This window comes from Serpentinicella alkaliphila (assembly GCF_018141405.1).
Lineage (GTDB): Bacteria > Bacillota > Clostridia > Peptostreptococcales > Natronincolaceae > Serpentinicella > Serpentinicella alkaliphila.
The window spans coordinates 600,488-622,515 of the sequence record NZ_CP058648.1; the positions used below are offsets into that span (position 1 = coordinate 600,488).

Below are 22,028 nucleotides of genomic sequence, written 5' to 3' on the forward strand. Positions count from 1 at the left end.
AAAATATTTAGAATATTTAATACTTAAAACTAATTACTTTTATAATTATTTTTGGTCTTACCAGTTGTTTGTGCAAATTTTATGCCATATTTTAGAATTTTGCAAAAAAATAAAGGTAGATATTCTTAAAAGAATATCTACCTTTTATTTATTAATCTTTAAATCTTATAGAAAAATATTTTCTTTGTTATCTAAAGCTGCAATTATTTGAGGAATTACTTGGTGTAAATCTCCAACTATTCCGTAATCAGCAATTTTAAAGATTGGTGCATCTGGGTTTTTATTGATTGCGATAATATAATCTGATTCTTGCATACCAGCTAAATGCTGAATTGCTCCAGAGATACCGCAAGCGATATAGATTTGTGGTCTTACAGTTTTCCCTGTTTGACCTACTTGTCTTTGATATTCAGCATATCCGATATCTACTGCCGCTCTAGATGCTCCTACTACCCCGTTTAATTTATCTGCAAGTTTTTGAAGTAGTTCGAAGCCTTCTTTACTTCCAACTCCTCTTCCTCCAGATACGATAAATTCTGCTTCTACTAAATTAACTTTAGCTTTTTTCTCTTTAACAACTTCTACTACAGTTGTTCTGATATCTTCTTTAGCTAGTTTAACATCTACAGTTACTACTTCACCAGTTCTGCTCTCGTCTTTAGCAGCTTTTTGCATAACTCCTGGTCTTACTGTAGCCATTTGTGGTCTGTGGTTTGGACAAATGATTGTCGCCATGATATTTCCACCAAATGCTGGTCTTGTTTGAAGTAATTTTTTATCTTCTGCATCTATTTCTAATTTTGTACAGTCTGCAGTTAATCCTGTTCCTACTTTAGCAGCTACTCTTGGCGCCAAGTCTCTTCCGATATGAGAAGCTCCACATAATACTACTTCTGGCTTATACTCGTTAATCATATCTGTGATTACGTTTGCATATCCATCAGTTGTAAATGTTGAAAGTAATGGTGATTGTGCTAAGTATACTTTGTCTGCTCCGAATGCTATTAATTCCTTAGCTAATCCTTCTACGTTATCTCCTAATAACATCGCGCATAATTCTACTCCGATTTCATTAGCAAGCTTTCTTCCTTCTCCTAATAACTCTATAGCTACAGGCATTATTTGGCCTTGTCTTTGCTCAGCAAATACCCATACATTTTTGTATGCTGTTAGATCTTTTGACATTTTCTTTAACCTCCCCTTTTCCTAGATTAAGTGCTTACTTTTTAAGTTTGCTACTAATTGTACTGCTACTTCTTGAGGCGTACCTTCTAACATTACACCTTTTCCTTTTACTTCTGGTGTAAAGGATCTTTTAACTTTTGTTGGGGATCCTTTTAATCCTATTTGATCAAGATCTACTTGAATATCATTCACTGACCATACTTCAATTTCTTTTTCTTGTACTGCAGTTACGATTCCACCTACTGATGGGTATCTTGGTACGTTTAATTCTTTAATAGCTGTTAATAATGCTGGTTTAGCTATTTTAATCATTTCGTATCCATCTTCTAATTTTCTTTTCACTAATAATTCTGCACCTTGCTCTTCAAGTGACTCTACATAAGTTACTTGTGGTAAGTTTAATCTTTCTGCGATTTGTGGTCCTACTTGAGCTGTATCTCCATCGATAGCTTGTCTTCCACAGAAGATTACGTCATACTCACCAATTTTTTTGATTGTTCCTGCTAATGTTTCTGATGTTGCCCATGTATCTGCTCCAGCAAACGCTCTATCACTTACTAGGATAGCTCTATCTGCTCCCATTGCTAAACACTCTAAAAGAATTTCTTTTGCTTGAGGTGGTCCCATTGTTACTACTGTTACATGAGAACCTGGGTTTTTATCCTTTAGAACTAACGCCTCTTCAACAGCATTTCTGTCATCTGGATTTAATATACTTGGTACTCCATCACGGATTAATGTACCTGTAACTGGATCGATTCTAATCTCATTTGTATCTGGTACTTGCTTTACACAAACTATAATTTTCACTTGTATGACCTCCCTTATTATTTAATTACATTTCCTGCCATTACCTTGCAGTATATCTATAAACTACATGTAAAATGTACAGCTATTAGTGTAACCTACATTGCAGTTTCAGATGCAAATAGTTTTGCCTAGGATGCTAAATTGTTATACAGTCTTATTACTTACCTTACAGTTATTACTTTAATAATAAGTAATATGCTTAAACTTAATACTTTCATATTTTGCAAATTTTACAATAGATAGCTTAACTTGGCTATATAAGTTTGTTAAATTGTTGTCTTTCCCAAACATATTTAACCCTCTAACCTAAAATAACTATAAGCCTAGCTTTAAGCCCTTCAGCTACCTAGCGCCTCATTGCTATAAACCCCTATTCTATTCTCTGATAGATTATTTCTAGTCTTACATAATACAAATCTTTCTTAAGTATTTGATAAATGTGAGCTATAGAGAAATCAATTTTAGAAACATCAAATAAGGAATTTTTTGAGTTAATTTGTACTACTAATTACTCCCTTTAAAAATCTCTGTTATGGCCATTATTATAAAGGTTTCTGCTTAAATATTGTTAGTAATAGATATTTCGAACCATTAAATAAATATGTAATAATTCGAGTTTGTTTTTTATTATGCTGTATAGCTTAAATCGTTACACTCAGTACCATAACCTTTGGCACACTAGTCTTTTGTTGAATTGTATATCTACCCTCCTTTAATAATAAAAACATTAATAAATTAAAGTCAATACTATGGCTGGCTGGACTCAACTCACTAATAATTGAGTATTCAATTATAAACTAAACATAATTTGTTTTGTAATATGTAGCCTTACAATAATATGTAATGCAAGTTTGATATAAAAATAACAACATAGATAGTTTAACATAAAACTATATAATGTGTAAATGGTTTGTTATAAAACTATAAAAAAAATTTTTTATAATACTTTTGTAGCAAAATCAGACACTTCTCCAAATTACACTAAGCAAATTACACTATTTTATTATTCAATAAGTATATTAAAATATACTTTGTATAAAAAACAATCAATTTCTTGTGTTATTGTTCAATATATAATCATTTTTCTGTCTTATCATCTTTTTGACTTAACAAATAAGATAATGTATATAAACTATCACTTAAGTGAACATTTTCTACTGAGATATCACTTGAAACCTTTAAATCTACAGGAGCAAAGTTCCATATACCTGAAACTCCACCATTGCTTAATTTAGTAGCAATCTCCTGAGCATAATCTCTAGGTGTACTTATAATTGCAATATCAACTTTATTATTTTTCAAATATGCTTCTAGCTCATCGACAGATTGAATAGTAATGTTTTCAGCTTCTTTTCCTATCATTGCCGGATCATTGTCGAAAATTCCTCGTAACGTAAAACCTGATTTAGTAAAGTTAGTGTACTTTGAAATTGCTCTACCCATATTACCGTACCCTACTATAATTGTGTTGTATGTTTTTGTAAGCCCAATAATTTTTCTAATTTCATGAAATAGCTCTTCCACATTATATCCGTAACCTTGCTGTCCAAATTCCCCAAAACAATTTAGGTCTTGTCTTATTTGGGATGCAGTGAAGCCTGTTAGTATACTTAGCTCCTTAGAAGAAATCCTGTTCACATCTTTGTCTAGTAAATCTCTCAAATAGCGATGATACTTTGGTAGACGCCTAATTACAGCCATCGAAATTTTTCCATATTGTTTACCCATGTGTATCTTCTCCTTACATTCTTATTATAATCCGTCCAAGCTATTCATTTCACATACCTTTATTATAAAGATTATTCTTCGAATTAATACCGATTATAACAAATTTTTAATAATGTGTAAATTAGTATAATCACTTATTATGCCACAAATTTAACAAAATTTGCCCGAGATAGTAAAAGGATAACTTTGTATATATACTCCTGTAAAAAAAATATATTTTTAATTTAAAAAAGGAAATCCCTTTTACGGAATTCCCTTTTTGTTATATCTTTAAAACAATTATCAATGTCTATAGAATTACATCATAGTAGACATTACCATACCAGCGATACCTATTAAAATACCGTAGATGATGCATGGTCCTAATGTTTTTCTAATAACATCTCCTTCTTTACCTACTAATCCAACTACTGCAGTAGCAGCAACAACGTTGTGTACACAAATCATATTACCTGCAGCTCCACCCATTACCTGCTGTGCTAATACTAAGTTTGTACTTAATCCCATTTGTTGAGCAACGCTGTATTGAATTGGTGAGAATGTTAATGTAGAAACAGTCGCACTACCTGTAATAAACGCCCCAAGAATTCCTAGGAATGGAGCAATTGATAACCATACACCACCAAGAGTATCTGCCATTGTATTAGCAATGTACTGAGGCATCGGTATTAATCCACTTGTATTCATTCCAGAGTTTGTGAATACTTGTACTAGTGCTAATGTTGGTATTAAAGCTAAAGCAGCTCCCATTACTGAACCCATAGATACTTTTGAAGCCTCTGTAAAAGCTGAGAAAGAACTCTTTTGTATATATACAGCTAAAACTGCGGCAATAACTAAAATTGTTCCAGGTGAATATAACACTTGCCATCCTGAGTTGATACCTTGAATTCCAAGAATGTTTCTCCAGCTTAAATCTACATATGTTTGTGTAAAACTTTTTACTGCTGGAACTATTCTTGTAGCAAGTAATAAGGCTACTACTATTAAATATGGAGTCCATGCAGCTATTAGACCCATATCTGATTTTTTAGTTTCAACTTTGAACCCCTCAACTAATGCATCATTCCAAGTTTCTTTAGGTAGTAAAATACCTTTTTTTGCAGTAATAGAAGCTACTGCTAAACCTGTAAGAGATGCTAGTATAGAAACAAACTCTGGTCCAAATAAAGCGGCGTATATAGCAGCTGATACAGTATATACAACACCAACCATTAAAGTCCAAGGTAACATTACATATGCATCTTTCATATTTCTTTTACCTTTACTGAAGAAGAATACTAAAAGGAATACTAGCATAAAAGGTATAAATAGTCCAACAAGAAAATCCATTCTAGTAATTCTTACAGCAATATCTTGTAAAAATGATTGATTTACCCCTTCAATATTACTTAATCCAACAATTACTGGAGTTCCTACAGCACCAAATGATACAGGAACACTATCAGCAACTAAAGATAGAGTTGCAGCGGCTAAAGGTGTAAATCCAAGTGCAACAAGAAGTGGTCCTGCTACTGCTGCTGGAGTTCCGAATCCTGCAGCTCCCTCGATTAATGCACCAAATAAATATGCTACGATGATTGCTTGAACACGCATATCTGAAGAAATGCCTCTAAAACCTTCATTAATTCTATCAACAGCTCCAGTATTTTTAAGAGTATTTAATAGAACAATTGCTCCAAATAAAATTAATAATATCGTTATAGCTCTATGCAAACCTTGTAAAAATGAAGCTGCAATAACAGTAGTTTCTACTCCCCAAACCATATAGCCTAGTAACAATACGATAATTGCACTATATAACATCCCTTTTTTTGCAGGCATTCTTAGAATAACTAAAAATAAAAACGGTGCAATTATAGCACTAAATGCAGTTAACAATAACATATACTTAACCTCCTCTAAAATTTAAAAATACGTTCTGTCATACCTCGAGTTAACCCCTCTATCTCCACCTCCTTAACTGTAACTAAAACTACGAAAAATTTATGTTAGTTTTTTTCTATGGAGTTATTTAATCAAGAGGATATAAGACGACAATAATAATATTAACACTTTACACTCAGGTTTTCCACATATTTCGACAAAAAAATTGTATTATGGTAACAATGATTAATCAATTAGTACTCTAAAAACCGTTTAAATCAATGTTTTCATACTTTAAAAACATGTAAAATCCCTGCAATTGGATAATTGTATTATCCCCTGTTTTTTTGTCCTTAAACTTCTTATGATGAATATAGTTTACCTACTAAATTATGTTGTCCAAAATTATCACAATTTAAACAATTGTATTTAGTCCGCAGTTTATTTATTTATTTTCTTTTGGTAAACTATATATATCATATTTTTAGGAGGCTTTATAAATAATGATTGTACTTTCTTGTCATTTACTTAGTAAATCCTATGGAATACAGGATATACTTAAAGATATAACCTTTAGTATTAACCACGGTGATAAAGTAGGTTTAATAGGTGCTAATGGTGCAGGTAAAACTACTTTATTTAAAATTCTTACTGGTGAACTTAAACCTGATAGTGGAAATATTTTTGTTTCTAAATCAACAGAAATAGGATATTTAAAACAAAACCATACATTTGATATTTCAAATACTATTTACGAGGAAACGGAAAAAGTTTTTTCTGCTTTAATAGAAATGGAAAAAAATATAAAAAAATTAGAAAATGAAATTGCTGATTTAGGTGTTCAGGATCCTAACTCCCGACTTTTGGAAGCAAAAATGGAAGAATACTCTACAATTTTAGAAACATTTAATAATTTAAACGGCTATGGTTTTCGTAGTGAAGTCAGAGGTGTTCTCCGGGGCTTAGGCTTTACTGAGGAAAACTATTCCCAGCCTATTGGTCACCTAAGTGGTGGTCAGAAAACTAGAGTAGCCTTAGCAAAACTATTGCTTTCTAAACCAGATATTCTTTTACTAGACGAGCCTACGAACCATTTAGATATTAGCTCTGTTGAATGGTTGGAAGGTTTCTTAAAAGATTATTCAGGCACAGTCTTAATAATTTCCCATGATAGATACTTTTTAAACCAAGTAATTAATAAAATAATGGAAATAGAAAACATGGGGCTACTGAGCTTTACCGGAAACTATTCACAATTTATGAAAAAGAAAGAACAGCTGTTAGAGCAAAGGGCCAGGGAGTTTGAGGCCCTGGAAAGTGAAATTTTGAGACAAAAGGATATTATTAGAAAATTAAAGCAGCATGGAACAGAAAAACTAGTTAAAAGGGCCCAAAGCAGAGAAAAACAGCTTGAAAAACTAGAAAATAATATTCAAACTCCAATGTCACAAAAAAAAGCCGTTAATCTAAGTTTCTCATCAGTTAGTCAAAGTGGCAGAGATGTATTAAATGTTGATAATCTATCCAAGTCCTTCGAAGGAAATAATTTATTTGATAATATTTCATTTTCTTTATATCGAGGAGAAAAAGTTGGATTAATTGGTCCAAATGGCATAGGTAAATCCACTTTATTTAAAATACTAACAAATGAGGTGAATAGTACCTCCGGGTCCATTTCCTTTGGACACCAGGTTACAACTTCCCTCTATGACCAAGAACTAAATAATTTAAATCCAGAGAATACAGTTTTAGACGAAATTTGGGATGAATATAGAAAATTAGATCAAACTGAAATTCGTACTCTTCTCGGAGCATTTTTGTTCCCAGGAGATGATGTATTTAAACAAATCAAATCCTTAAGTGGTGGGGAGAAGGCCCGTTTATCACTTTTAAAATTAATACTTTCTAATTCTAACTTGCTACTATTAGATGAGCCTACGAATCATCTAGATATTTCTTCAAAGGAAGTTTTAGAAAATGCCCTTATTGACTATGATGGCACTATATTTGTTATATCCCATGATAGATACTTCCTGGACAGAGTTACAACAAAAATAATAGAGTTAACTCCAAATAACTGTGAAGAGTTTTTAGGAAACTATAGCTATTATATTGAGAAAAAAAGAGAACAGGAACTTTTAAACAACTCCACTTTATCCACAGAATCGAAAACAAAAACTCAAATAAAAGAGGACCGAAAAAAGGAAAAAGAAGAAAAAGCTAAAATACGACAGTTGCAGAAGAGAAAAGAAGATATTGAAGATGAAATTAGTAGACTAGAAACGGGATTAGAAGAGTTAAAATCTATTATGTGCGAAGAAGAGGTTTATTCAAATCCTGATAGAAGCAAAGAAGCCCACGAGAAATTTCAACAGTTACAGGAAAAAATAGATAATCTTTATGAGGAATGGCAGGAGTTAGAATAGTATCTAACCCCTGTTTTTTTATTTATACTGCAATTTATGTTAACTTTTCAATATTCTTTTTTTTGTTTGATTTTTTTACAAATTTCTCTAAAATATTTTATTCACACTAATCCACATCTTTTCCACAGTTTCCACAGTTTTATCCACAGATAGAATAGTGTATATAAGTTTAATAACATTTTTTCCCCATTATCCACATTTTTGTTAACAAAAATACTGTGAATAAATTTTATAAAATTGGGTATAAAAAATCCCATTCTATTATTGAACGGGAAAAATAAAATTGACATAAAACCAAAATAATATGTAGTTATAAAGACTTTTGTTCTAATGACTCCTTAAGTTGCTTAATTAAGGCTTCTTTTTCTTGATTATTAGTAATTAAGACATCAATCACTTCGTGCATTGAATCAATTAATTGTAGTAATGATAGCTTTTCCATGCTTCCATCAATCTTTCGCATCCATGCCAATTTTTCCATAAAAAGTTCCCCCAATCCGATATTTTTATACATAGTAAATTATATATGAATAGTTAGGGGAATAATACAAGTAATGTTATCTATAACTTGTAATTTATGGTAATGTTACTTTTGATCATAATTTTAAATTAGGTATTGCGTTTAAATCTAATCCTGACCTTATACCTCTAATATACTCATAGTAAGCAACACAACCAATCATTGCTGCATTATCTGTACATAAATTTAGAGACGGATATTTAACATCAATTTCATAGGGTTTACATTTATCAATTAAATTGGTTCTAAGCCCACTATTTGCCGCTACGCCACCTGCTAAAACCACTTGCTTAACTTTTTTATCAATTGCACATTGTACTGTTTTATGAACTAATACATCTATTACAGCCTGTTGAAAACTTGCGGCTACATCTTCTACAATAATCGGCTCGTTTTTCATTTTTTGTGTATTAATATAGTTTAATACTGCTGATTTGAGGCCACTAAAGCTAAAGTCGAATGAGTTATCTTCTAAAAAGGCTCTAGGGAACTTTATTTTATCCTTATTCCCTTCCTTTGCTAGCTTATCTATTAAAGGTCCACCAGGATAGCCAAGTTCTAATGCCCTAGCAATTTTATCAAAGGCCTCTCCTGCAGCATCATCTCTTGTTCTCCCTAATATTTCATAATCACCATAATCCTTCATATACACTAAATGAGAATGTCCACCGGATACTATTAATGCAATAAATGGCGGTTCTAGCTCTGGATGTTCAATAAAATTCGCATAAATATGACCCTCGATATGATTAACTCCATTTAAAGGAATATCCTTTGCTAAGGCAATGGCCTTTCCTGCGGATAAACCAACTAAGAGAGCTCCAACCAATCCTGGACCATATGTTACTCCTACATGGGTTAAATCGTCAAAGGTAACTTCAGCCTCTTTTAGTGCAGTTTCAATAATTTGATTTATGAGTTCTATATGTTGTCTCGATGCAACTTCAGGTACAACACCACCAAATTTTTTATGCTGATCTATTTGTGAATGGATTACATTGGAAAGTACCCTTCTTCCATTTTTAAGTACACTAACTGAAGTTTCGTCGCAACTAGTCTCTATAGCTAAGGTAATAACTTCTTTTTTACATTTACTTAACTGTTCCATTTATCTCTCTCCTACATATTAAATAATTTAAACAAAAATTTCTATAAACTATTTTTAGTTTTTTTGTAATACTAAAATTAGGACAAAATATTTTTAAAAGGAGTGTATTTATATTATGAGTAATTTTGATGAAAATGATAATGATAAAAAATCCTTTACTGAAGCAATTGCTGAAAATAATATATTATCTGATGGAATGCTAAATCCAATAAGTGCTACGGATTTAACTATTATGAATATAGCACAACATTCCCCCGAAAATCAAAGCAAACAAGGTAAAGATAAAAAGTAATATATATAAACTATGGATTCTATAATATATTCCCTTACAAAAAACAATTTTTGATTCTTGCATTCAAGAACCTCCCCCCACTTTATTTTTAAAGTTAGGGGAGTTCTTATTTTATGTTTAATACATGAAAAAAGTGCTGGTTTTTAATTACCAACACCATATATTATATACTATAAATATCGCTCCTATAAAGCATATCCTTTTCCAGGTTCTGCTACCTTAATATCCTCTAGCATTTTACCATCCCTAAAACTAATTATCCTATTTGTTTGTTCAGCAATTTCTGCTTCATGGGTAACAATAATTATTGTTGCCCCCTCATTATTTAATTGTTTAAATAGCTCCATAACATCTTGACTTGACTTTGAATCTAAGTTTCCAGTAGGCTCATCTGCCAAGATTATAGATGGATTATTTACTAATGCCCTTGCAATGGCAACTCTTTGCTTTTGTCCACCTGAAAGCTCATTTGGCTTATGGTCTACTCTGTCTGCTAATCCTACTCTAGCTAAAGCATCTAAGGATCTTTGTTTTCTTTCTTTTTTATTTATTCCCGCATAAAGCATAGGGAGTTCAACATTTTTTAGGGCCGTAGTTCTTGGTAATAGGTTAAAAGATTGAAAAACAAATCCAATTTTACGATTACGAATATCCGCCAACTCATTATCCGATAATGCTTCAATTTTCTCTCCTGCTAAAACATACAATCCTTCAGTAGCTCTATCTAAGCAACCTAGAATATTCATAAATGTGGATTTACCTGAGCCGGATGGACCGGTAATAGCAACAAACTCACCTTCTTCTATCCTTAGATCTACTCCGTCTAAGGCTTGGACAGATATACTTCCATTTTTATATGTCTTAAATAAGTTTTTAATTTCAATCATGAGTTCACCTTGTATAATGAAAACATAGGGGAAGTCATTATACATTTTCCTTTCTAGATTATTTTCTATATAATCTTTATAGGCGCTGTGGATTAGTTTGTTCACCTACGGCAGCTGTCCCTATACAGCCGACTGTTTCTTTTGAGGCTATAACCACAGCTCTATGTTCATTTGTTAATTAGTTAGATAACGCTTTGACGTTTTATATATAGCAAGGATACATTTAACATAGGGTTTGTAGAAACATAGCGTACTATATTTAAGGAGTTGATTACTATGTTATTTGTGGGCATTGATGTTGCCAAAGCTAAACACGATTGCTGTATCTTAGACTCTGATGGTGTTATTCATACTAATTCTTTACGTATTTCTAATTCTAAGGAAGGTTTTGATACCCTATATTCTTCTATCCTTTCTGCTCTTGGCCCAAGAGTATTAACAACGTAAAAATAGGACTTGAATCAACAGGTCATTACAAAGACAAATATCACAAATTATCTGTATTCCAAAGGCTTTCAGGTCACCATCCTAAATCCATTGGCTACTAATCTTTTCCGTAAGGCTCAAACCCTTAGGAAAACTAAAACAGATAAGACCGACGCTAAGGTCATTGCAACTATGCTCTTTACTGATGAATCTAAATCCTATTCACCAGTATCATATCAGATTCAGGAGCTAAAGTCACTAACAAGACACCGTCATAGAATGGTTAGTTACCGTTCTAGACTTAAACTTTCAGTTAGTCGCTTAATAGATATCATTTTTCCTGAATTGCCAAGCTTATTTTGGTCTATACACCAAAGTTCGGCTATGCATTATTAATTGAATTACCAACCCCCGATAGTATTTACAACTGCAATCTGACAAAGTTGACAAACCTAATAAGAACGACCTCTAAAGGTAAATATAGCAAAGAGAAAGCAATTGCTTTAAAAGAGCTTGCTATCAAATCTATTGGGTCAAGCAATCGCTCTCTGACCTTCGAATTACAACAAACTATTCGCCTCATACAATCTGTACAAACAGAAATAGATGCATTAGATAATCAAATTAAATTAGTCGTACAAGAACTCAATACCCCACTCATTACTATTCCTGGCATTGGATATACTCTATTTGCCATTATATTAGCCGAAATTGGTCATATTGATCGTTTCTCCAACTTGACTAAACTTCTTGCATTTGCAGGTATGGATCCTTCTACTTACCAATCTGGGACTTACAATGCATCTAAAACTCCAATGGTTAAGAGAGGCTCTACATACCTTAGGTGGGCTATTATGCAAGCATCTAGACTTGTTGCTATGCGCGATAAAGTCTTTAGTGATTATATGGTCAAAAAGCGTTCTGAAGGCAAACACTTCAATGTTGCCAGATGCCATGTCGGTAAAAAGTTAATTAGGGTAATTTACTACCTCCTAAAAAACAATACTGCATTTGTTCCACAAGTCTAATTTAATCTATTTTTTTCAGAGCAACTGAGTTGCTCTGTTTGTCATGCATTTTTTTGTAATAGATGTCTTTAAAATTATTTTCTTCATGACTTCTTTAAATACGAAATTTTTCTTGACTTCATATAGTTAGTCTCAATCTAATTTAAGTTATTACTCATATCTAAGGGCATCAATTGGATCTAATTTTGATGCTTTATTTGCAGGATAAACACCAAATATTACTCCTACCATTATAGAAAAAATAAATGCATATGCTATTGATTTAACTGAAATAACCAAGGATAAACCAAATATATTTACAATACCTAAGCTAATCAATAGGCCTAAAATAAGTCCAATTGCTCCTCCTAAAAAGGATAGTATTACGGCCTCTACCAAAAATTGTAGTAGTATAACTCCCCGTCTTGCACCTAGAGCCTTTCTTATGCCTATTTCCCTCGTTCTTTCAGTTACAGACACTAACATAATATTCATTATTCCTATTCCACCGACGAATAAGGATATAGCAGCTATTCCACCAATAATACTAGTTAAAAGAGTAATTACGGTAGATACTTGACTGAATTCATTTTCCCTAGTAAAGATTCTATACATGGCTCTTTCTTTATTTCTACGTTCAAGTAAATTTAATATTCGGTCACCAATGTAACCTAAATCTAAGCCCTCTACAGCCTGTATCATAAATCGTGGATATCTATCATTTACATAGTGTCTTGCAGCTAAGGTTAAAGGCATAAAGCCGTAAGAATAATCCCCTTGTGCCATATTAATAAGTGCTGAGTCCGACATTTTATCTACACCTATAATCATCATTTCCGTTGTATATGCTGAACTTGTTAGAGTTACTATTTCACCTATACACTCTGTAGTACCAAACAAATTTCTAGCCGTTCTCTCATCAATAATAATAACATTTCTTCTACCAACTAAATCCTGGTCTGTCAGAAACCTTCCACTTATAAGATCCATGGTTTCTACTTGATCGTATTTATCATTAACACCCATTATATCTATTCTAATTTCTTTATCCTTATATTTTAATGTCATCCACCTTCTTAATTCCGGAGATATGGCTACTATTTCATGTTGTAGATTTATAGCTTCTATGTCTTCAGCACTAAAATAGTCTCTATAGGTTACAGGCCTATCCGCGTTAAATCTTAGATTCATATTTAGTTTTCCCTTACCATATTTATCGAAGGCATTTGTCATATCCGCCTGAGCTGCGTTACCAAGAGTAGTAATTACAACTACAGATAATATACCAATTATTAAACCAAGCATAGTTAAACTGGAACGTAATTTATTTGACCAAATACTTGATATGGCAATTATGAAAGTTTCAAATAATATCATAGCTACGCCCCCATAATCAAATTATTTCGTTTACTATTCGTATCTAAGGGCTTCAATGGGATCTAATTTTGAAGCACGATTAGCAGGATAAACTCCAAATATAATTCCAATGCCAATAGCAACAAAAGATGCAATAAGGACTTCCTTTAGCTGAATAAGTGGTGGAAGATTTAAAAATGAAGAAATAATAAAACCAATAATATATCCAATTATAATTCCAATAATGCCTCCTAAAAGTGATATAATTGCAGATTCTGTAAGGAATTGAAGAAGTATAGTACTTCTTTTTGCACCTATTGCCTTTTTAATTCCGATCTCCCTTATTCTCTCAGAAACTGCAACTAGCATTATATTCATAATTCCAATTCCTCCAACCAGCAATGCAATAGCAGCTATAGCCCCTAGTACTCTTGTTACGGTTCCCAGAACTTTATTAACAGTCTGTAGCATTTGCTCCATATTAAAGGCCGTATATTTGTCTTTATTGTTATGAAGCCTTTCCAATAGCTTAATTGCTTGTTCCGATATTTGCTCCATATTATCCTTATTTGTAACCTTAATATTTACTCCGTAATAATCCGTTAAATTATATATACGCATAATAGTGGAAATAGGAACATATATTTGGGCTCTGCCATTATTCATAGCACCACTGAACATATTGTCTTCATACTTACTTACTCCGACTATAACTAACTCTATTTGACCCCTAAAGGTATTCATAGTAACCTGCTCCCCAATAACATCTATTGTCCCAAACAATTCTCTTGCTTCTCTTTCTGAGATAACTATGTTATTAGTTCTACGGGCTACATCATCATCAGTAATAAACCTTCCCTTTAATAACTCTACATTTGTAATAATCTGGCTATCTTCATTTGCTCCAACTAGAATTACACTTATCCTATTACCCTTTACACTTAAGGCAGAATTCTCCTCTAATATAGGTGTTATTGCCTCTATACCCTCAAGTTTTCTAAGTGCCTCAATATCCCTGTCCGTAAGGAAGTCCCTTCGAGTAATCTCTGATTGCTTGGCCCAATTCATATATATCATTAAACGATTTGTACCGAATTGTTCCATACTTTTTTGTATTTGATACTTACCACCATTTCCAATGGCTGATATAGCCACAACTGCTGCAATACCAATAATAATACCTAACATTGTTAAAAAGGAGCGCATTTTATTAGCACCTATTGAAGATAAGGCTAATCTTACATTTTCCATAATATTCATAGGTCCCCTCCCCTATAAGTTAGTCCCTAAGATTAACATTGACTTTAATATCTTCTTTCAAATTAGAGGATGGATTCAAGACAACAGTGTCACCCTTATTAATTCCAGAAATTATTTCTATCTCGAAGTCTGATTCTATTCCTGTCTGAACTTCAACTCTCTTCAGTATATTATCTGGAGTAACAATCCATACAATCTTTGCTCCGTTTTGTTCTGAAACAATTGTGTCAAATGGCACTATTATAACATTTTCTTTTTGCTCACTAACAATTCTCGTTCTAACACTAAACCCAGGCTTAACCCCTTCATGAGTTCCATCTACCTTAATAGTTACTGGAACTACGGTCTCGTTAACTTGTCCAGAGGCTATTCTTGTAGCTACTGGAGCTATTTTTTCAACTTCACCAAAAAGGGTTCCGTCCCCTATGGCATCTGAATTTATTTCAACAAGTTGTCCAACTTTCACTTTTGATATATCATATTCACTTACATTAATCTCTATTTTTAGTTCACTTAAATCGGAGATTATAAAGCTAGGGTTTGTAGGAGAAACGGTCATCCCTCTCTCTAAATTAACTTTAGTCACTATACCATTTATAGGACTAGTAATCAGTGTACCTGCCCTTTGTTGCTCCTTTTCTAGTTCTTTAATTTCTAATTTTGTTACATCAATCTTTCTTTTCATTTTTTCTATATCTATTGATAATCCGTCTCTAAAAACGTTAAAATCTAAATATTCTCTTTCTGCATTTTCTAAGGCCTCAATACTTTTGTTAAGCTCAATTTTAGAAATTGCCCCTGCCTCATATAGGGCCTTACTTCTCTCAGCAGTTTCCTTAGCTTCTGTTTTTGCACGAGATAAATTTATTCTAGTTCTTTCCCTAGTATTCTCTAGCTTTTCTAGATCTAACTTTTCCATAGCTAGCTGACTTTCTTTAATTTGTTTTCTAACAGAAACATCATTTGGTTCTAAATGTGCTAGCACTTGGCCTTCTACAACCGATTCCCCTTCTTTAACTTCAACGGACAGGACCTTTGCAACACTTTCATGGACTACTAGATGACGATTAACCTCTTCTATAACACCATTAGCAGGAACCCTAACTACAATATCTCCAGTTTCAACTACCTTTGCAGTTACAGATACAAGTTTTTGATTGTTTTTTGAAGAATATACCATGCCTAAGGAAGCGATTAACACTATAACAATACAAATTGAAGCATAAATAAATTTCTTTTTCTTATTTCTTTCCATATTGTCTCCCCTTTCAATATGCAAGTGAGTATTTTAATTCTACAATTCCTTCCACATTATAAATGCATCTTCACGATTATCATCATAATACTCTTTTCTTATGCCCCCAAGCTTAAACCCTAAATCTTTATATAGGTTTTGGGCTACTATATTAGACTTTCTGACTTCTAAGGTAATATTTTTAATCTGCTTTTCATAAGCAACTTTTATTATTCGTTCAACTATCTCTCTACCTATACTAAGTCCTCTAAAATGTGGATGTACCGCAATATTTGTTATATGAAACTCATCTAACACCTGCCAAGCCCCACCGTATCCCAATATTTTATCGTCCTGTTCTGCAGCAAAATATATTGCTAGCTTATTTTCACGAAGCTCCTGATTAAAGGCATGAAAAGTCCAAGGTATTGCAAAGCAAAGTTTTTCAATCTCTACAACCTGCTCTATATCATCTAAGACCATAGGCCTTATATTTACTCTATCCTTCACAGCTCATCATCCTCGCTTCATATTGTACTTCTGCCTGTGATTTTCTCATATATATCGGAAGTATTTCGTGAGCTTTATTAAATAATCCATGTTCGTATTTTTTTCTTACTAATTCAAGTATAGCCCCTGCTCTTGGAAACATTAAATTTGAAGTAGCAAAGGAGCTTATTTCCGGTATATTGTCATCTATTATAGGTTTAAACTTTTCTACTCCATCACCTAAAAAGATTACTTGTCTATTCATATCCTTAAGAATGTTTATTAAGTCATTAATCTCAAGGACATCCGCTTCCCGCGAGGTCTGTAATTCATTATCCTTCCAGCTATATATAGCACTATAAACCGATTCACGTTGGGCATCAATAATTGGACAAATTAATCCACCAAAGTATGGCACATTATATGCTAAGCCTTCTAATGTAGATATGCCTACTACAGGTTTATCTAAGGCCTGAGCCATTACTTTTGTTGTAGTTATACCTATTCTTAATCCAGTAAAGGAACCTGGACCTAAGGATACCCCAAATACATCAATATCCTTTGCTTTTAAATCACAGCTCTTTAGCATTTCGTCAACCATTGGTAATAGTTTTTGAGAATGGGTTTTTTTATGGTTAATTGTATATTCGGCTATAAGTTTTTGTTCATCACCTATTGCAACAGATGCAACTATAGAAGATGTATCTATTGTTAAAATGTTCATTCAGCTAACATCTCCTCTGCTAGATTTTTATAATAATCATTGGTATATTCCAAATGGATTTTTCTTTTGTCTTCCTCAACATGGGTTAACTCTATCCACAAATAATTTTTTGGTAAAACATTCTTTATTAAATGAGCCCACTCAATAACACATACACCTTGTCCATATACATATTCATCAAAGCCTATGTCATACATTTCACTTGCATCTGATATGCGATATACATCAAAGTGATATAGGGGTAATCGTCCTTCATATTCCTGGACAATAGTAAATGTTGGGCTAGTTACATAATCATTAACCTCCATACCCTTTGCTAGGCTTTGAGTAAAGGTTGTTTTACCCGCGCCTAAGTCTCCTATCAAGCAAATAACATCACCAGATTTAACTAATTTACCTAATTTATATGCTAATTTTTGTGTCTCTTCTAAATTATTTATATTTTTTGATAACATATTTCACCTTCTTAAATTACTCTTTTGTTATACCTTCAATTATAGTCACTTCTTTATTCTAACACAACTTCAAGGAAAAGACTTTTATTTTTTCCTTCCTAATAGTCATATAATTTCCGATCTTCTGATATCACCTTCGTATATACTTTTGTACTATCAAAATAAAAATGGTCTTAAACCATCTAAGACCATTAGTATATGTTAGTTTTAAGGATTTATTAAAGATTAAGCCTAGGTTCTAAATTAAACCTATATTTTCTAACTAATATAATAATTAGTAATAGCTCTAGAAAATAAGGAATAAGGAATATAAATCTTACCCAATTCTTCAAATATATTTCAATAACTGAGATATCGGTTATTGATAACAATACAAGAGTACTAGTTCCCTTTAAAAGTATTCCTATAGCCATAGCAAATCCAATAGAAATTATAGAATTCTTTATTCCAATTCTCATTATTAATATTGTGCAAATTACTAGAGTTATATAGTTATAAATAGCTATGATATCAATATTATAATTTACAACTAATATATACATAAACATACTTTGTGCCAATGAAGTAATTAGTGTTTTGCTCCATTTTACATTAATACCTATGAACATCGTCCCTAGAGTGATAGTTAAAAAAGCCTCTGGAACTAAACAAAGTAGATGGAAATTAAGCGGCATAGGATCTATCATAAAATACCCCTTTTCAAATGCAACTATTTTACTATTAGACTAAACTAAACCTAAAAAAGTTCCATATATTTCCCTTTTATTGTAATTTATTATAAATATTTTTGCAATGAGTTTCTTTAACAAATAGGGAAAGTATTAAAGCTACAAAAGCAAATCCAAAGCAATAAATAAAGGCCCGTTGGTATATCGTTACAACATCTAATTCAGTGCCCACATATTTATCAAAGGTTTTTCCGAGTATTGGTGGCAGTATAGCTGCCCCTAAAAATCCCCCGGTGTTTACTACAGAAGTAGCAATACCTGTTATAGATGGATGACTAGTTTCCTTTCCACAGGACCAACACATAACAAAGGCTGCACAAGAAAATCCTATTAAGAAAAAGATAGGATATAACATAAATACTGGGGGCTTGCCTCCATTTATAAAAACTAAAGCTGCCCAACTGATTGTTGCTATTCCTGTATATACTATAGTCGGTATCTTTCTTTTTTTAACTGAGTCCGACACTTTTCCTATGACATAGCATCCAATTCCTAATCCTAAAACTGAAACGCTTGTATAATTCGAAGCAGTTCTAGAAGTCATTTTATAAACGTCCTGTAAATATTTTATACCCCATGTTCCGGTTAGTGCTATATATGCCCCATGTACTCCTACGAATAAAAAGAATGGAGCCCAAATATGCTTATTCATTAGCACTTGAATTAAGGCTTTAAATAATGGAGGCGTTTCTATCATCTCTACTTTTTTTCGTTCCTTATCAATTTCTTCAATTTTAGGTAAACCCATTTGTGAAGGTGTATTTCTAACTATAATGTAGCAGAGTATCGCAACAAATAAGGAAACAATCCCTATATATATAAAGGTTTCCCTCCAACTTAAATAAAGTACCATAAAGGCCAGGGGTGCCTGGGCTAAAACTCCACCTAAATTTCCCATGAAAGCTGTCAAACCTGCCATAGTTGCAAACTCCCGCTCTAAAAACCATTGGGACTGAACCTTTAAAATAGATATAAATATTACAGATACACCAATACCAACGATAAATCTTGAAACAAAGGCAATAGTAATATTCGGAGACCACCCAAACATAACAGAGCCAATAGCAGCTAAAACCGTACCTATGCTTACGGTTTTTCTAGCACCTATTGAATCCGCAAGAATACCCGATGGTATTTGCATAACCATATAGGAATAGAAATACATTGAACCTAAGTTAGCAAAGGTAGTGCTCGACATTTTAAATGTAGTGGTTAACTGTTCACTTACTACCCCTAAGGCTAATCTATGAAAAAAAACAATTATATAAGCAAGTATTAATACACTCCAAATAGCCCATCTATATTTTAATAGCTTTCTTGTATTTTGGTCTTTTATCATTTGTACTCCTTACTTAAAAGTAAACTAAATGCCTTTCATACTTAAGGCTACTTTTCCTTTATTATGATCTATGCCAATAACCTTAACTTGTACAATATCTCCAATTGAAACTACATCCATTGGATTTTTAACAAATTTATCGCTTAATTCAGATATATGTACTAATCCATCGTTTTTAATACCGATGTCTACAAAGGCCCCAAAATCAATAACATTTCTTACAGTACCTGTTAATACCATGTCCACTTTTAAATCTTCTAATTTTAATACATCGGTTCTAAAAATTGGTTTTGGTAGCTCTTCCCTAGGGTCTCTACCCGGCTTTTTTAGTTCCTTAATAATATCTCTTAGAGTAGGTATACCCACTCCTAAATCCTCTGCTATTTTTTCCTCGGATATCCCCTTTAATTTTTCATCTATAGCTCGAATTCCATCTTTATCTAGTAAAGAGTCATAGCCTAAAGTTTTAAGTAGGCTTTTAGCAGCCTTATATGATTCAGGATGTACTCCTGTATTATCTAGAGGTTCATCTCCGTCGGAAATTCTTAAGAAGCCTGCACATTGTACAAAGGATGATGGTCCTAAACGTTTAACATCATTTAGTTGTTTTCTTGATTCAAACTTCCCATTTTCCTCTCTATATTTAACTATATTATCAGCAACAGACTTACTTATACCCGAAATATATTGAAGTAGTGAAGCAGATGCAGTATTCAAATCTACTCCTACACTGTTAACACAGTCCTCTACTACACCCTTTAAAGTTTCATCTAGTCTTTTTTGATTAACATCATGTTGATATTGTCCCACACCCACATGTTTTGGATCAATTTTAACAAGTTCAGCTAATGGGTCCTGTAGCCTTCTAGCAATTGATATTGCACCTCTTAAGGAAACATTTATGTCTGGATATTCCTTAGATGCTAGTTCTGATGCAGAGTAAACCGATGCCCCTGCTTCACTTACTATCATGTAGAATATTTTTTGATCCATTTCATTTAACATTTCAGCTACAAAGGTTTCAGATTCTCTAGAGGCTGTCCCATTACCGATAGCAATTATTTCTACACCATACTTTCCAATCATTGCTTTTAAAACCTTTTTGCTTCCTTCCACATCATTCTGTGGTGCTGTAGGATAGATTGTGGTTGTATCCAAAAGTTTACCAGTCTCATCTACAATAGCAATTTTACAACCAGTTCTATAAGCAGGGTCAAAGCCCATTACTACCTTCCCTTTAATCGGTGGTTGAAGTAATAGTTTTTTTAAATTTTCCCCAAATACTTTAATAGCCTTCTCTTCAGCTTTCTCCGTAAGTAAGGATCTTATTTCTCTTTCAATAGATGGTGAAATCAATCTTTTATATGCATCATCTATAGCTAAAACTACATATGGGGAGGTTATAGTGTTTCCTGCTTTTACAAGCCTACCTCTTAAATAGCTAATTATCTTATCTTCTACTATATCAATTTTAACCTTCAAAAACTCCTCTTTTTCTCCTCTGTTCATAGCTAAAATCCTATGCTCTAGAACAGTTTTTACCCTTTCCTTATAGTCATAATACATTTCATAAACAGACTTGTTTTCTGGATCTGTAGCCTTTGAAATTATAAGACCATCATTCAAGGTAATATCTCTAACCACTTTCCTATAATCACTATTATCTGAAACTAATTCCGCAATAATATCCATTGCTCCATTGATAGCATCCTCCATAGTGTTAACATCCAATTCTGGATTGATAAAGGGTTCAACAATAGTTTCTATTTGACCATCAACAATTTTTTGCTCCATTATTATATTCGCTAAGGGCTCTAGCCCTTTTTCTTTAGCAATTGTAGCTCTAGTCCTTCTCTTAGGTCTAAAAGGTCTATATATATCCTCAATCTCTTGTAGAGTAACAGCTTTCTTAATTTTTTGTTCTATTTCCTCTGTCATTTTTTCCTGTTCGCTAATTAGTCTAAAAACTTCATCTCTACGATTTTCTAAATTTCATAAATATATTAATCTTTCTGAAAGCTCCCTTAAAACAGTATCACTTAATTCACCGGTCATTTCCTTACGGTATCTAGCTATGAATGGGATTGTATTCCCTTCATCAATAAGCTGTATTGTGTTTGAAACCTGAAATTCCTTAAGTTTAAACTCATTTATCAATTGTTTTAAAATAGACATTATCTTTTCCTCC

The 22,028-nt window shown here is 32.7% G+C and carries 18 protein-coding genes and 2 pseudogenes; 4 read left to right on the forward strand and 16 right to left on the reverse strand.

The annotated features are described in order from the left end of the window. Window positions 1-165 precede the first annotated feature (165 nt). From HZR23_RS03105 to HZR23_RS03120, 4 genes are all read right to left on the reverse strand, one after another. Window positions 166-1,185 carry an electron transfer flavoprotein subunit alpha/FixB family protein gene (locus HZR23_RS03105; protein ID WP_132849589.1) on the reverse strand — a complete coding sequence of 340 codons (1,020 nt, stop codon included), beginning with the start codon at window positions 1,183-1,185 and terminating at the stop codon, window positions 166-168. 21 nt (window positions 1,186-1,206) lie between these two features. After that, complete coding sequence (locus tag HZR23_RS03110; RefSeq protein ID WP_132849588.1) at window positions 1,207-1,995, reverse strand: electron transfer flavoprotein subunit beta/FixA family protein; 789 nt, start codon at window positions 1,993-1,995, stop codon at window positions 1,207-1,209. Between the two features lie 1,077 nt (window positions 1,996-3,072). Beyond that, entirely contained in the window at window positions 3,073-3,723 is a 651-nt protein-coding gene (locus HZR23_RS03115; RefSeq protein WP_132849587.1) for a redox-sensing transcriptional repressor Rex, read from the reverse strand. Between the two features lie 297 nt (window positions 3,724-4,020). Then, on the reverse strand, window positions 4,021-5,610 hold the full coding sequence (locus tag HZR23_RS03120; RefSeq protein WP_132849586.1) for an L-lactate permease: 1,590 nt from the start codon (window positions 5,608-5,610) through the stop codon (window positions 4,021-4,023). 482 nt (window positions 5,611-6,092) lie between these two features. On the opposite strand from HZR23_RS03120, the gene HZR23_RS03125 reads away from it, so the two are divergent. Further along, window positions 6,093-8,015, forward strand: coding sequence for an ABC-F family ATP-binding cassette domain-containing protein (locus HZR23_RS03125; protein WP_132849585.1), 1,923 nt, complete (start codon window positions 6,093-6,095; stop codon window positions 8,013-8,015). 310 nt (window positions 8,016-8,325) lie between these two features. Here HZR23_RS03125 and HZR23_RS03130 read toward each other — a convergent pair whose 3' ends face one another. Both HZR23_RS03130 and tsaD read right to left on the reverse strand, forming a co-directional pair. After that, window positions 8,326-8,496, reverse strand: a complete 171-nt coding sequence (locus HZR23_RS03130) for a hypothetical protein (RefSeq protein ID WP_165913777.1) — start codon at window positions 8,494-8,496, stop codon at window positions 8,326-8,328. 115 nt (window positions 8,497-8,611) lie between these two features. Beyond that, a complete protein-coding gene (gene tsaD / locus HZR23_RS03135; RefSeq protein WP_132849584.1) occupies window positions 8,612-9,643 on the reverse strand; it encodes a tRNA (adenosine(37)-N6)-threonylcarbamoyltransferase complex transferase subunit TsaD in 1,032 nt (343 codons plus the stop codon). A gap of 115 nt (window positions 9,644-9,758) precedes the next feature. Here tsaD and HZR23_RS03140 point away from each other — a divergent pair, with 115 nt between their 5' ends. Continuing rightward, entirely contained in the window at window positions 9,759-9,935 is a 177-nt protein-coding gene (locus HZR23_RS03140) for a hypothetical protein (RefSeq protein WP_165913776.1), read from the forward strand. A 185-nt stretch (window positions 9,936-10,120) separates the two neighbouring features. On the opposite strand, the gene HZR23_RS03145 is transcribed toward HZR23_RS03140, so the two are convergent. Beyond that, window positions 10,121-10,822, reverse strand: coding sequence for an ABC transporter ATP-binding protein (locus HZR23_RS03145; RefSeq protein WP_132849583.1), 702 nt, complete (start codon window positions 10,820-10,822; stop codon window positions 10,121-10,123). 276 nt (window positions 10,823-11,098) lie between these two features. On the opposite strand from HZR23_RS03145, the pseudogene HZR23_RS16820 reads away from it, so the two are divergent. Further along, a pseudogene (locus HZR23_RS16820) lies at window positions 11,099-11,644 on the forward strand (IS110 family transposase). A 47-nt stretch (window positions 11,645-11,691) separates the two neighbouring features. Then, window positions 11,692-12,276 (forward strand): transposase, encoded by a 585-nt coding sequence (locus HZR23_RS16825; protein ID WP_249536737.1) that lies wholly within the window; start codon window positions 11,692-11,694, stop codon window positions 12,274-12,276. A gap of 150 nt (window positions 12,277-12,426) precedes the next feature. Here the strand turns inward: HZR23_RS16825 and HZR23_RS03155 are convergent, their stop codons facing one another. The 9 genes and pseudogenes from HZR23_RS03155 to HZR23_RS03195 all read right to left on the reverse strand — a co-directional run bounded on the left by HZR23_RS03155 (window position 12,427) and on the right by HZR23_RS03195 (window position 22,015). Beyond that, entirely contained in the window at window positions 12,427-13,632 is a 1,206-nt protein-coding gene (locus HZR23_RS03155) for an ABC transporter permease (RefSeq protein ID WP_132848735.1), read from the reverse strand. 33 nt (window positions 13,633-13,665) lie between these two features. Further along, window positions 13,666-14,871 (reverse strand): ABC transporter permease, encoded by a 1,206-nt coding sequence (locus tag HZR23_RS03160; RefSeq protein ID WP_132848734.1) that lies wholly within the window; start codon window positions 14,869-14,871, stop codon window positions 13,666-13,668. A 19-nt stretch (window positions 14,872-14,890) separates the two neighbouring features. Beyond that, window positions 14,891-16,126: an efflux RND transporter periplasmic adaptor subunit gene (locus HZR23_RS03165; protein WP_132848733.1), complete on the reverse strand. Its 1,236-nt coding sequence runs from the start codon at window positions 16,124-16,126 to the stop codon at window positions 14,891-14,893. A 39-nt stretch (window positions 16,127-16,165) separates the two neighbouring features. Then, window positions 16,166-16,615, reverse strand: coding sequence for a ribosomal protein S18-alanine N-acetyltransferase (rimI, locus tag HZR23_RS03170; RefSeq protein ID WP_165913699.1), 450 nt, complete (start codon window positions 16,613-16,615; stop codon window positions 16,166-16,168). Next, the gene (gene tsaB, locus HZR23_RS03175) at window positions 16,605-17,318 is read right to left on the reverse strand and encodes a tRNA (adenosine(37)-N6)-threonylcarbamoyltransferase complex dimerization subunit type 1 TsaB (protein WP_132848732.1); all 714 of its coding nucleotides are present in this window, start codon (window positions 17,316-17,318) and stop codon (window positions 16,605-16,607) included. The genes rimI and tsaB overlap by 11 nt, the downstream gene beginning before the upstream one ends. Continuing rightward, window positions 17,315-17,773: a tRNA (adenosine(37)-N6)-threonylcarbamoyltransferase complex ATPase subunit type 1 TsaE gene (gene tsaE, locus HZR23_RS03180; protein ID WP_132848731.1), complete on the reverse strand. Its 459-nt coding sequence runs from the start codon at window positions 17,771-17,773 to the stop codon at window positions 17,315-17,317. Before tsaE ends, tsaB begins: the two co-directional genes overlap by 4 nt. Before the next feature lie 218 nt (window positions 17,774-17,991). Next, window positions 17,992-18,459 carry a hypothetical protein gene (locus HZR23_RS03185; RefSeq protein ID WP_132848730.1) on the reverse strand — a complete coding sequence of 156 codons (468 nt, stop codon included), beginning with the start codon at window positions 18,457-18,459 and terminating at the stop codon, window positions 17,992-17,994. A 76-nt stretch (window positions 18,460-18,535) separates the two neighbouring features. After that, the gene (locus tag HZR23_RS03190; RefSeq protein ID WP_132848729.1) at window positions 18,536-19,840 is read right to left on the reverse strand and encodes an MFS transporter; all 1,305 of its coding nucleotides are present in this window, start codon (window positions 19,838-19,840) and stop codon (window positions 18,536-18,538) included. A gap of 24 nt (window positions 19,841-19,864) precedes the next feature. Continuing rightward, window positions 19,865-22,015, reverse strand: a pseudogene (locus tag HZR23_RS03195) (Tex family protein). Window positions 22,016-22,028 lie beyond the last annotated feature (13 nt).

Excerpts from the sequence above, each read along its gene's own strand:
- HZR23_RS03190 (WP_132848729.1), bottom strand. The coding sequence starts at position 19,840 with ATGATAAAAGACCAAAATACAAGAAAGCTATTAAAATATAGATGGGCT.
- HZR23_RS03115 (WP_132849587.1), bottom strand. The coding sequence starts at position 3,723 with ATGGGTAAACAATATGGAAAAATTTCGATGGCTGTAATTAGGCGTCTA.
- tsaB (WP_132848732.1), bottom strand. The coding sequence starts at position 17,318 with ATGAACATTTTAACAATAGATACATCTTCTATAGTTGCATCTGTTGCA.
- tsaD (WP_132849584.1), bottom strand. The coding sequence starts at position 9,643 with ATGGAACAGTTAAGTAAATGTAAAAAAGAAGTTATTACCTTAGCTATA.
- HZR23_RS03165 (WP_132848733.1), bottom strand. The coding sequence starts at position 16,126 with ATGGAAAGAAATAAGAAAAAGAAATTTATTTATGCTTCAATTTGTATT.
- HZR23_RS03120 (WP_132849586.1), bottom strand. The coding sequence starts at position 5,610 with ATGTTATTGTTAACTGCATTTAGTGCTATAATTGCACCGTTTTTATTT.
- HZR23_RS03145 (WP_132849583.1), bottom strand. The coding sequence starts at position 10,822 with ATGATTGAAATTAAAAACTTATTTAAGACATATAAAAATGGAAGTATA.
- HZR23_RS03155 (WP_132848735.1), bottom strand. The coding sequence starts at position 13,632 with ATGATATTATTTGAAACTTTCATAATTGCCATATCAAGTATTTGGTCA.
- HZR23_RS03125 (WP_132849585.1), top strand. The coding sequence starts at position 6,093 with ATGATTGTACTTTCTTGTCATTTACTTAGTAAATCCTATGGAATACAG.
- HZR23_RS03160 (WP_132848734.1), bottom strand. The coding sequence starts at position 14,871 with ATGAATATTATGGAAAATGTAAGATTAGCCTTATCTTCAATAGGTGCT.
- HZR23_RS03105 (WP_132849589.1), bottom strand. The coding sequence starts at position 1,185 with ATGTCAAAAGATCTAACAGCATACAAAAATGTATGGGTATTTGCTGAG.
- tsaE (WP_132848731.1), bottom strand. The coding sequence starts at position 17,773 with ATGTTATCAAAAAATATAAATAATTTAGAAGAGACACAAAAATTAGCA.
- HZR23_RS03185 (WP_132848730.1), bottom strand. The coding sequence starts at position 18,459 with ATGATAGATCCTATGCCGCTTAATTTCCATCTACTTTGTTTAGTTCCA.
- HZR23_RS03140 (WP_165913776.1), top strand. The coding sequence starts at position 9,759 with ATGAGTAATTTTGATGAAAATGATAATGATAAAAAATCCTTTACTGAA.
- HZR23_RS03130 (WP_165913777.1), bottom strand. The coding sequence starts at position 8,496 with ATGGAAAAATTGGCATGGATGCGAAAGATTGATGGAAGCATGGAAAAG.